This window comes from Endothiovibrio diazotrophicus (genome assembly GCF_054657215.1).
Map to the genome: position 1 here is coordinate 45,824 of NZ_BAAHXB010000023.1, position 11,991 is coordinate 57,814.

The window sequence follows — 11,991 nt, forward strand, 5'->3', positions numbered from 1 at the left end:
AGCACCCCGCGGAGGAAAAAACCACCGTCACGCGCGCGACAGCCTTATCGTGGGGCAGACTCACCCATTCGGGACCGAGACCCCATGAAACGCCTCTACGACGCCGCCGATCTCCCGCAGGCGCCGTTGCTCCTCGACCGCCCCCGCTATTCAATCACCGCCAGCAGGTCACCGCTCTGCACCTGGGTGCCGGGGTGGACCGGCAGCTCGCGCACCTTGCCGTCGCGTTCGGCGTAGACGGTGGACTCCATCTTCATCGCCTCCAGTACCAGCAACTTCTGCCCCTTGCGCACCCAGTCACCGACGCTCACCGCCACGTTGACCACCATGCCGGGCATCGCCGAGCCGAGGTGGGCGGGGTTGCCGGCGTCGGCGCGCGGCCGCCGCCCGCTCTCCGCCTGTTCGATGGAGAGGTCACGCACGCTGACGTCCCGCGGGTGGCCATTGAGTTCGAAAAAGACGGTACGAATCCCCTCGACGGTGGGCGCGCCCACCGTCAGGTAGCGGATGATCAGGGTCTTGCCCCGCTCGATCTCCACCGCGATCTCCTCCCCCTCCTTCATCCCGTAGAAGAAGACCGGGGTGGGCAGGCCCGAGGTGTCGTAGTACTCCACCTGATGGCGGGCGAACTCCTCGTAGACCTTGGGGTAGAGCAGGTGGCTGACCACCTGCTGGGTGTTCGGCTCCTGGAGGATCAACCCGCGCACCACCTCCTTCGCCGCTTCGAAATCGGCCGGCTCCAGGGTGTCACCGGGGCGCCCCTTGAGCGGCTCCTCGCCGCGCAGGATGCGCTTCACCACCGCTTCGGGGAAGCCCTGGTAGGGGTGGCCCATGTGGCCGCCGATCAGGTCCACCACCGAGGCGGGGAAGGCCAGTTCGCGGTCTTTATCCAGCACGTCCTCCCCACTCAAACCGTTCGCCACCATGAACAGCGCCATGTCCCCCACCGCCTTGGAGGTGGGGGTCACCTTGACGATGTCGCCGAACAGCCGGTTGACCTCGGCGTAGACCCGGCACACCTCGGCCCAGCGGTCGGCCAGGCCGAGGGCCAGCGCCTGGGCGTAGAGGTTGGTGTACTGGCCGCCGGGGATCTCGTGGTGGTAGAGGTCGGCGGTGGCCGGCAGCACCGGACTCTCGAAAGGGGTGTAGAACTCGCGCGCCGAGCGCCAGTACTCGGCCAATTCGTCGAGCCGCGACGGCGCCAGTCCGGTGGCGCGCGGGTTGAAGCGCAGCGCCTCGACCACGGTGTTGAGGTTGGGCTGTGAGGTTCCCCCGGAGAGCGGCGCCATCGCCGCGTCGACGATGTCGACCCCCGCCTCCACCGCGTTGAGGATCGAGGCGGCGGCGATGCCGGAGGTGTCGTGGGTATGGAAGTGGATCGGGATGCCCACCTCCTGCTTGAGCGTCGCGACCAGCAGGCGCGCCGCCTCCGGCTTGCACAGCCCGGCCATGTCCTTGATCGCCAGGATATGGGCGCCCATCCGCTCCAGCTCCTTGGCCATGCCGACGTAGTAGTTGAGGTCGTACTTGCTGCGGCTCGGGTCGAGGATGTCGCCGGTGTAACAGATCGCCGCCTCGCACAGCGCGCCCGACTCCACCACCGTCTCCATGGCGAGACGCATGTTGGAGGTCCAGTTGAGGGCGTCGAACACCCGGAAGAGGTCGATGCCGGCGGCGGCCGCCTCGCGCACGAAGGCCTTCACCACGTTGTCGGGGTAGTTGGTGTAGCCCACCGCGTTGGAGGAGCGGAGCAGCATCTGGAAGAGGATGTTGGGAATCTTCCCGCGCATCTCCTCCAGCCGCTGCCACGGGCACTCCTTGAGGAAGCGCATCGCGGTATCGAAGGTTGCGCCGCCCCACATCTCCAGGGAGAAGAGCTGCGGGGCGAGCCGCGCGTAGCCCTCGGAGATGGCCAGCATGTCGGCGCTGCGCAGGCGGGTGGCGAGCAGCGACTGGTGGGCGTCGCGGAAGGTGGTGTCGGTGACGAAGGTGCGCTTCTGCTCGCCGATCCATTTCGCGAAGCGCTCCGGCCCCAACTCCCGCAGGGTGTCGCGGGTGCCCTGCGGCAGCGCCTCGTCGAGCGCCAGCTCGGGCGTCGGGGCGGGGGTGCGGCGGAGCGATACCGGGCGATCCTTGACCAGCGAATTGCCGTTGACGATGGTGTGGCCGATGAAGGCGAGCAGTTTGCTGGCGCGGTCGCGCTGGAGCTTGAACTCCATCAGGTGAGGATTCTCGTCGATGTAGCGGGTGGTGCACTCGCCACGGACGAAGGGCTCCTCGCGCAGCAGCTTCTCGAGGAACGGGATGTTGGTCTTCACCCCGCGGATGCGGAACTCGTGGAGGTCGCGGCGCATGCGGCGCACCGCGTCGATGAAGCGGCGGCCGCGGGCGGTCACCTTGACCAGCAGGGAGTCGTAGTAGGGGTTGACCAGGGCGCCGGAGAAGGCGTTGCCGCCGTCCTGGCGGATGCCCAGCCCGCCGCCGGCGCGGTAGTGGGCGACCCGGCCGTAGTCGGGCATGAAGTTGTTGGTGGGGTCCTCGGTGGTGACCCGGCACTGCAGGGCGAAGCCGTGGGTGCTCACCGCCGCCTGGCAGGGGAGGTCGATCTCCGGGTCGCTCAGCGGCATCCCGCGGGCCACCAGGATCTGGGCGCGGACGATGTCCACGCCGGTCACCTCCTCGGTCACCGTGTGCTCCACCTGGATGCGCGGATTGACCTCGATGAAGAAGAACCGGTCGGTGTCGGCGTCCACCAGGAACTCGACGGTGCCGGCGCCGGAGTAGCCCACCTGGCGGCCGATCTTCACCGCCGCCGCGCAGATGGCGTCGCGCACCGAGGGGGTGAGGTTGGGGGCGGGGGCGATCTCCACCACCTTCTGGTGGCGGCGCTGGACCGAGCAGTCGCGTTCGTAGAGGTGCAGCAGGTTGCCGTGCCAGTCGCCGAGCAGTTGCACCTCGATGTGGCGGGCGCGCTGGATGAACTTCTCGACGAAGATGTCGGGGCTGCCGAAGGCGGCCAGGGATTCGCGCCGCGCCTGTTCGAAGGCCCCTTCGAACGCCTCCTCGGTCTCCACCACCCGCATCCCCCGGCCGCCGCCGCCATGGGCCGCCTTGAGGATGATCGGGAAACCCACCGCGCGCGCCGCCGCCAGCCCCTCGGCGGCGTCGGCCACCGCCGCGCCGCTGCCGCCGAGCACCGCCACCCCCGCCTGCTCGGCGATGGTGCGGGCGGCGGTCTTGTCGCCGAGCCGCTCCAGCGCCTCCACCGAGGGGCCGACGAAGCGGATGCCGGCCGCCTCGCAGGCGGCGGCGAAGCGCGGATTCTCGGCAAGGAAGCCGTAGCCGGGGTGGATTGCGTCGACGCTGTGGGCCTTGGCGATGGCGATGATCGCCGGGATGTCCAGGTAGGACTTGATCGGTTCACCGGGCTGGCCCACCTGGTAGGCCTCATCGGCCTTGAAGCGGTGCAGCGAGTAGCGGTCCTCATAGGCGTAGAGCGCGACGGTGCGGATGCCCAGTTCGGTGGCGCTACGGAAGACGCGGATGGCGATCTCGCTGCGGTTGGCCACGAGCAGCTTGCGAATCTCGTTCATGGAGGGCTCCCGGTAGGGTCTATCGGGTAGTATCGAACGGCTGTTCGATCACGGACACCTTGGAACCGCCGTCGGCACCCAAGCATGGACTGCCCGGGTGGCAGCACCCTGCCGCCGGGCAATCGGAGAATAATCGCACAACTCCCGAGGTTTTATGATTGGAAGTTGGAATGGTGACTATTGGCTGCGGCAATGATCCGTTCCCCCTCGGAAAGCGCCCCGATCACCGGCGGAGGTCCGCCGCCGCCGCCCGTGCCGGGCGGCGGCGCCCGATGAGCCACAGCGCCACCGCCGCGGCGGCCACCACCACCCCGGCCGCCAGCCAGCGCAACGAACCCAACGGAACCGGAGCGCTGAGGGCCTGTGCCAGTGCCTCGGCGAACAGCGCGATGGCGGTGGTCACCGGGAGCAGGCCGATCACCGTGCCGAGAGCCACCTGGTACAGGCGGATCGGTGAGGCGCCGATCGCCAGCCCGAGCAGCGGGAAGGGGGCCACCGGCACCATGCGCAGGGCGATCACCGCCAGCAGGCCGCGCCGCTCGAGCAGCCGATGGACCCGCCCGAGCCGCCCGCCGGCGTGGCGCCACACCCACTCCCGCCCGGCCCAGCGTCCCGCCCCGTAGGTCAGCAGCGAGCAGAGTTCGGCGCCGACGAGGGTGTAGAGGAGACCGTGGATGGGCCCGAAGGCGAGGACCGCGGCGATGCAGAGCAGGGTCACGGGGACTGCCAGGGTGGTGGCGACGGCGATGCCGCCCACCGCCAGCAGCGGTGCCGCCGGGTGGTTGACCAGCGCGGTGGCGTAGCCGGTCAGCCGGTCGACGTCGAGCGCCCCGTCCGGCAACAAAGCCCGGCCAGCGAGGATCAGTGCGCACAACAGCGCCAAGGCCAGCGCGGCGAAGATCACCCGGCGCCGGTCGGCGGTGGCCGATCCGGTGGTGGGTTGTCCTTGGGGAATCTCGGCGGGGAAGTCGTTGCGCAGCATCGTCCAGAGGCCCGGCGTTGACGGGGTGGAAGATGATACCGCGTCCCCGTCTCTCAATCCGACTGAAATATCCGTTCCCCGCTCGGCTTGACGGGGTTGGGGTGGATTGGGAGACTGCCGCGGAACCGATCGAATCTCCTGTTCCGGACGAAAAGATGCGAACCCTTCTCTACAACGAGCTCAATCCGAAGAAGATTCCCAATTTCGCCAAGATTCGCAAGGCGTTGGAAAACGACGACTTCCGCGCCGCCCAGGTCAAGAAGATCGGCGACAATCTCTATCGTGCGCGGCTGGACAAGTCCAATCGCCTGTTGTTCTCGCTGTACAAATACGAGGGCGAGGTCTACGCGCTGATCCTGGAGTGCATCGAGAATCACGCCTACGACCGCTCCCGCTTCCTGCGCGGCGGTGCGACCGTCGACGAGGAGAAGATCCCCGACGTCCCCGCGCCGGAGGCGAGCGACAGCCTGGTGCACAATTCGCGCAACCTCTACTACGCGATGGGCTACGCCAACGAGGCCCAGGAGATCTCCTTCCTGTCGTTCGACGACTACCTGGCGTCGATTCGCGTGCCGCAGGGCAAGGAGCTGCCCTTTCGCCGTTTCGCGCAGTGGTTCGCGCGGCACAAGGTACCGAAATCCCTGCGCGACCCCTACCAGATCTTCGAGGAGTTCAAGGGCGTGATCACCGGGCCGACGGAGAGTGCCTGGCTGAGCCGCGAGGCGTATCTGCAACTGGGGGTCCGCCAGTCGATCTTCCGGGCCGGGGAGCGCGAACTGGTCTACGACCTCTTCGAGAAGTACCTGGACCTCATGCGCGAGGAGAACGGCTACGACGCCAACATCCTCAGCTACGAATACCTGCAGGAGGTGGAACCGCGTTACGACTTCATCGTGGTGGACGAAGTCCAGGACCTGACCGCGGTCCAGTTGCAGTTGGTGCTGAAGTCCCTGCGCGACCCGCGGAGCTTCCTGCTATGCGGCGATCCCAACCAGATCGTACACCCCAATTTCTTCTCCTGGGCCAAGGTCAAGTCGCTGCTCCACGCACGGGAGGAGGAGCACCACGGCCCGGCCGAGCTGATCCGCATCCTCAACACCAACTACCGGAATTCGCCACAGGTGACCGCGGTCGCCAATACGGTGTTGAAGATCAAGAGCAACCGCTTCGGCTCGGTGGACAAGGAGAGCAACTACCTCGTCCACAGCAACGCCCACAACAGCGGCACGGTGATCCTGCTCAACGAGGAGCCCGAACGGCTGCGCGAGCTGGATCAGAAGACCTCCCGCTCCACCCGCTTCGCCGTCATCGTCATGCACCCCGAGCAGAAGACCCGCGCCAAGCAGTTGTTCAGGACCCCGCTGGTCTTCTCCATCCAGGAGGCCAAGGGGCTGGAGTACGAGAACGTCATCCTCTACAACTTCGTGTCGGCGGAAGAGGAGCGCTTCCGCGAGATCACCCGCGGCGTGTCGGCCGACGAGCTGAACGGCGACGAGCTGCGCTACGCCCGCGCCAAGGACAAGGCGGACAAGTCGCTGGAGATCTACAAGTTCCACGTCAACGCCCTCTACGTGGCGCTGACCCGCGCGGTGAGGAACCTCTATCTGATCGAACGCGCCCCCGGGCAACGCCTGTTCGAGCTGCTCGAGCTGAGGGAGTCGACGACCGGCCTGGACCTGGAGGCCTACCGCTCCGACCAGGAGGAGTGGCGGCGCGAGGCGCACCGGCTGGCGATGCAGGGCAAGGAGGAGCAGGCCGAGGAGATCCGCCGTCAGATTCTCGAGATCAAGGAGGTGCCGTGGCCGGTGCTCACCGGCGATGCGGTGGCGAAGCTACGCGAGCGCGCCATCGACGGAAACGACAAGAAGGCCAAGCTGCTGCTGTTCGAGTATGCGCTGGTCTATCACCATCGCGGCTACCTGAACGATCTGCTCAAGGCCCACTTCCGACCGGCGCTCAACCCCGACAAGGGCCTCAAGCCGCTGAACCAGAAGTACTACACGGCCTACGACATCAAGCACACCCACGGCATCAAAGGTGATCCAGTCCGCCGCCTTCACCAGCGCCGATTTCGCCGAGGTCCTGGAGCACTTTCCCGATCACATCGTGCCGCAGCGGCGGAAGAGACGTCAGTACCTGTCCGCCATCCTCGCCAAGAACGAGGTGGACCGGGACGACAAGTACAACCGCCGCCTGTTCCTGCGCATCAAGCGCAGCCACTACATCATCAATCCCGGGCTCGGCGTGCGCGTCGAGGGGGAGTGGCGCAACCTCTACGACCTGTTGGATCTCGACATGCTGGCCGTCATCTACCGGGATTATGGCGATCTCTACCACTTCGATCCCAACGAACTCTTCGCCAAACGGCTGGCGGAGTTCCGGCAATACGTGCGGGCGCTGCGGGAACCGGTGAATTGAGGAGAGTGGTCGCTGCTACAACGAGGCGTGCCGAAAGAACAAGGTCGTCCAGATCGGCTGCCGGATCTTGAGGCTTGCATTCCTATTCGTTGTCCGTCCCCCATCCGCTTCGCCAAAAGTTCGTTGGATGGGCGCACCAAACGTGGCGGATTTGAAACCGTCGTGCTTGATCAGTTTGTAAATGAATGACCCGAAGGCGAGGGCGAAGACAATAAAGAAAACGACTGGAAACAGATCGTCGATATTCATTTTTGGTATTGGTGTCGGACGATCTCCGTATCGGAGGGTGCCTGCGGCCATCGGCTGAGCGGCGCCTTCATGTGCGAGTCGGACTCCCGGGATCAGGCGTGGAGCCGTTGCGGTTCGGGCTTGAGCCAGAGGTTCTGTTGATACCACTGTTCGAAGTCGGCGGCGGGGATCGGCCGGCTCATGTAGTAGCCCTGGGCGGTGTCGCAACCGAGAAATTCGAGCACCGTCCAGATCTGCTGGTTCTCGACCCCCTCGGCCACCACCTTGAGGCCCAGGTTGTGGGCGAGATCGATGGTCGAGCGGACGATCGCGGCGTCGTTCTCGTCCTCGTTCATCGACATGACGAAAGATTTGTCGATCTTCAGTTCGTCCACCGGCAGGCGCTTGAGGTAGGAGAGCGAGGAGAAGCCGGTGCCGAAGTCGTCTACCGCCAGCGAGATGCCCATGGCGTCCAGCTCCACCAGGGCGGCGAGTGCCCGCTCCGGGTCGGCCATCATGGCGCTCTCGGTGATCTCCAGCCCCAGCGCGTGGGCGGGCAGCCGGTGGCGGTCGAGGCCGTCGCGGATCTGGGTTACCAGTTCCGGGTCCTGGAGGTTCCACACCGAGAGGTTGACCGCCACCTGCACCTCGATGCCGATGCGCTGCCAGCGTGCCCGCTGGCCCATGCCGGTCTCCAGCACCCAGGCGGTCAGCGGCTTGATCAGGCCGGTCTGTTCGGCTACCGCGATCAGCTCGTCGGGGGGAATGAAGCCGCGTTCCGGGTGGTGCCAGCGGATCAACGCCTCAACCCCGGTGGTCTGGCCGTTGGTGAGGTTGACCTTGGGCTGGAAGTAGAGCTCCAGCTGGCCATCGCCGATGGCGTGGTGGAGGTCGCTCTCCAGGGCGAGACGGCGGATCGAGTGCTGGTCCAGTTCGATGTCGTAGACCGCGTAGTGGTGGTTGTTGCGCTTGGCGACGTACATCGCCACCTCGGCGTGCTGGATCAGCGTGCGGTTGTCGTCGCCGTGTTCCGGGAACAGGGCGATACCCAGGCCGCCGCCGACGAACAGCGTGTGCATCTCCACGGTGAACACCTGGGCCAGTGCTTCGGTGATCTCGGCGGCGATCGCCACCGCCCGCTCGCGGCCGGTGCCGGGCATCAGCACGGCGAACTCGTCACCCCCCAGGCGGACCACGTCGAACGCCTCGTCGACGGTGTTCAGCAGGCGGTTGCGCACCTGCTGGAGCAACTGGTCGCCGATCTCGTGACCGAGGGTGTCGTTGATCTCCTTGAAGCGGTTGAGGTCCATCACCAGCAGCGCCAGCGGTTGCCGCTCCCCCTTCGCCGATTCCAGCGCCTCGGCCAACCGCTCCATCAGCCGGCTGCGGTTGGGCAGGCCGGTGAGCGCGTCGTGGCCGGCTTGGTATTCGAGCTGGCGCTGGCGCTGGTGGACCTGCCGGCGCATCTCGGCGAAGGCCTCCACCAGGGCGTGGGTCTCGGTGGCGTCGGTCACCGGCAGCTCGGCGCTGCGCCGGCCCCGCGCCTCGCTGCGCAGCGCCTGGGCAACCAGGGCGATGGGGCTGAGGACGGTCTTCTCGAAGTAGAGGAAGGCGAGGATGAACAGTGCGATGGCGGTGACGATGATCGCCCACAGGGAGTGGGTGATGCCGCCGGCGACCCGGTTGAGGGAGCCCACGTCAAGGGCCGCGGCGCGCTCCATCACCTGGTCGATGGCCTGCAGGTTGCCCTGGATCGACGAGAAGAGCGGCTGCACCGAGTCCTTGATCAGCGGCACGTCGGTGCGCCACTGGGTGCCGCGGTAGATCTCGCTGGCCTGCTCGTAGCCGGCGGCCCAGTGGCTCGCCTGCTCGCGCATCACCGCGAGGGAGGCGCTGGCCTGCATGCCGAAGCCGTGCTTCTCCTCCAGGGCGCCCAAGCCGACGAGGCGCTCGTTGACCCGCTGCAGGCGGAAGCGCACCTGGGCCTCCTGCGCCTTCTGCAGTTCGGACAGGGAGTCGCCGAAGGCCCCGGTGATGTTGATCAGGTAGATGCGCAGGGCGATGATCAGCTGCAACCACTCCTGACGGGTCTCGCTGAACCGCCGGTAGCCCGCGAAGTCCTCGTCGTCGGCCAGCTCCTCCAGGGCAAGGGCGGTGGCGGAGAGGAAGTCGCGGTTGGCCGGCTCCATCTCCTCGTTGAGGATGCGCATGGCGGGAAAGAGGTGATCGGGGTCGCCGCGCAGCCCCATCAGCCGGTCCGCCAGGTCGTTGAGCTGCTCCAGGTTGAGCCCGGCCTCGCGGGCGATCCGTGCCACCGTGGAGCGGGCGACCCACGGGCTGCGGGCGAGCAGGCCGGCGTTGCGGATCGCCCGCTGCAGGTGGCGGTGAACGGCGTGGCGCTGGTCGATGTCGGGGGCGAGCATGAAGCTGTGGAGGGTCAGCTCCGCCTGCCAGACGTCGTCGCGGATGTGGCGGCTGAGCAGCACGGCGTCGTTGCGCTCGGCCATGTTCTCGGTGGCGGTGCGCCCTACCCCACCGACGTAGTCCTCGGCGACCCAGATGCCGAACACCACCAGCAACGCCATGCCGAGGGCGACCACCCGGTAGCGCCCACGCAGGCTGTTGAGGCCGATCAAACGGCGGATGGAGTCGAGTGCTCGCACGGGTCGTCGCTGAGGGGCCGAAGCCGCGGTGCTGCCAAGGGCCGCCGCTGCGGGGTCCTCCTTCCAGTTGGGGAACCGTAGAGAATAGGGGCGCCCCCCTCCGCTGTCAAAGCCGGGTCACTGCGCATTTTCCTGTGTGCTCAGGGAGTTCCTGAACGACGGATGGCGCCGTACTCAGGTCGCCCTGTGATAGGGCGCGCTCAGCTCGTGGACCGCATCCACCAGGGCGGCGACGTTCTGCGGATCGATCCGCGGATGGACCCCGTGACCGAGGTTGAAGACGTGGCCGGGGGCGCTGCCGAAATCGGCGAGGATCGACGCCACCTCCTGGCGGATCCGCTCCGGGGTGGAGTAGAGCAGGCAGGGATCCATGTTGCCTTGCAGCGCCACCCGATCGCCCACCCCGCGGCGGGCGTCGCCGATGTTCACCGTCCAGTCGAGGCCGAGGGCGTCGGCGCCGCTGGCGGCCATCGCCTCCAGCCAGCCGCCGCCGCCCTTGGTGAAGAGGATCACCGGCACCCGCCTGCCGTCCGCCTCGCGGGTCAGACCGTCGACGATGCGCTCCATGTAGCGCAGGGAGAACTCGCGGAAGTCGCGCGGGGTGAGCATGCCGCCCCAGGTATCGAAGATCTGCACCGCCTGGGCGCCCGCGGCGATCTGCGCGTTGAGATACGAGGTCACCGAGTCGGCCACCTTGTCGAGCAACTGGTGCATCAGCGCGGGCTCCGAGTACATCATCCCCTTCACTCGCCCGAACTCCTTGGAGCCGCCGCCCTCCACCATGTAGGTGGCAAGGGTCCACGGGCTGCCGGAGAAGCCGATCAGCGGCACCCGGCCATCGAGTTCGCGGCGGATGATGCGCACCGCGTCCATCACGTACTTCAGCTCCCCCTCGGGATCGGGCACGCCGATCCGCCCGACGTCGGCGGCGCTGCGCACCGGGTGGGCGAAGCGCGGCCCCTCGCCCTCGGCGAAGGAGAGGCCGAGCCCCATGGCGTCGGGGATGGTGAGGATGTCGGAGAAGAGGATCGCCGCATCGAGGCCGAAGCGCTCCAGCGGCTGGAGGGTCACCTCGCAGGCCAGCTCCGGGTTCTGGCAGAGGTTCATGAAGCTCCCCGCCTTCTCCCGGGTCGCCCGGTACTCCGGCAGATAGCGCCCCGCCTGACGCATGATCCACACCGGGGTGGCGTCGACGGGCTGGCGGAGCAGGGCACGGAGGAAACGGTCGTTGTGGAGGGGCTGCATGGGGACTCCCGGGGCGGTCTGGGTTCGAAAGGTGGGGGATTATACCAGTCAGACGATGGATGCCACGGTGAGCGGCCCCCCTTCGTACGCGCCGGTGTCGATGAACCGAAGATTGCCGATCCGGGTCGGTGCGGGGACGATGGCGTGACCGCAAAACAGCCAACGCAGGCCGGCGACGGGGAGACAGGAGGAAAAGCCCCATAAGGCCTCACGACAGGTCCGCTCATCGCCAGCCGCTACCCGCTGCAGGAAGCCCTCCCAATCCAGGCCATCGGCCACCGCCGCGTGAATGACGCCGACGGGCCCCTCGGCGGTCTCCACCTCGATCGCCACCGGCAGCTTGGCCATCCGCGATGCGCACGCCTCGCGCAGTTCGAGGGAGCCGTCGATCCACCAGCGATAGGCCTCCATTTCGCTGCCGCCATTCCGATCGATCCCCTTGAGATGGGAGACCAGCAGCATCTCTTCGTGATTGCCCATCACCGGATGGAACCAGGGGCGGTCTAACCACTCTACTACCCGTTCCGAGTAAGGACCACGGTTGACCAGATCGCCTACCGAAAAAAGCCGGTCCCGCCCGGTGTCGAATGCCAGCTCCCCCAGCCGCTCCTCCAAGCGGGAAAACTCGCCGTGGAGATCGCCGACGACAAAATCCCGTCCGGTGTCATTGCGGGTGAATCGCTGTACCAATTCCACTGTCATGGTCGCCCTTCCGCTCAACAGGTCGTGCTCGCACTCCAAGCGCTGGCGATCTGCTCCGGGGTGGTCAGTTGCGGGTTGAGTGAGATCTTCGCAAGCGGCTCGCACCGCGGCGGGCGGGGACGCCGATGGCGAGGGCCAGCTTGTTCCGGCTGAGTTCCAT

At 67.0% G+C, this 11,991-nt stretch carries 6 protein-coding genes; 1 reads left to right on the top strand and 5 read right to left on the bottom strand.

Annotated elements, in window-relative coordinates:
• Nucleotides 1-146: 146 nt before the first annotated feature.
• Both ACYQ2W_RS08500 and ACYQ2W_RS08505 read right to left on the bottom strand, forming a co-directional pair.
• Complete coding sequence (locus tag ACYQ2W_RS08500) at nucleotides 147-3,593, bottom strand: pyruvate carboxylase (RefSeq protein WP_459865255.1); 3,447 nt, start codon at nucleotides 3,591-3,593, stop codon at nucleotides 147-149.
• Between the two features lie 223 nt (nucleotides 3,594-3,816).
• Nucleotides 3,817-4,575: a TVP38/TMEM64 family protein gene (locus ACYQ2W_RS08505; RefSeq protein WP_459865257.1), complete on the bottom strand. Its 759-nt coding sequence runs from the start codon at nucleotides 4,573-4,575 to the stop codon at nucleotides 3,817-3,819.
• A gap of 155 nt (nucleotides 4,576-4,730) precedes the next feature.
• Here ACYQ2W_RS08505 and ACYQ2W_RS08510 point away from each other — a divergent pair, with 155 nt between their 5' ends.
• A complete protein-coding gene (locus tag ACYQ2W_RS08510) occupies nucleotides 4,731-7,064 on the top strand; it encodes a UvrD-helicase domain-containing protein (protein ID WP_459865259.1) in 2,334 nt (777 codons plus the stop codon).
• A gap of 270 nt (nucleotides 7,065-7,334) precedes the next feature.
• On the opposite strand, the gene ACYQ2W_RS08515 is transcribed toward ACYQ2W_RS08510, so the two are convergent.
• From ACYQ2W_RS08515 to ACYQ2W_RS08525, 3 genes are all read right to left on the bottom strand, one after another.
• A complete protein-coding gene (locus ACYQ2W_RS08515; RefSeq protein WP_459865261.1) occupies nucleotides 7,335-9,884 on the bottom strand; it encodes a putative bifunctional diguanylate cyclase/phosphodiesterase in 2,550 nt (849 codons plus the stop codon).
• Nucleotides 9,885-10,058: 174 nt separating this feature from the next.
• The gene (gene hemE / locus ACYQ2W_RS08520; RefSeq protein WP_459865263.1) at nucleotides 10,059-11,129 is read right to left on the bottom strand and encodes a uroporphyrinogen decarboxylase; all 1,071 of its coding nucleotides are present in this window, start codon (nucleotides 11,127-11,129) and stop codon (nucleotides 10,059-10,061) included.
• 48 nt (nucleotides 11,130-11,177) lie between these two features.
• Entirely contained in the window at nucleotides 11,178-11,831 is a 654-nt protein-coding gene (locus tag ACYQ2W_RS08525) for a metallophosphoesterase (protein WP_459865265.1), read from the bottom strand.
• Nucleotides 11,832-11,991: the final 160 nt, after the last annotated feature.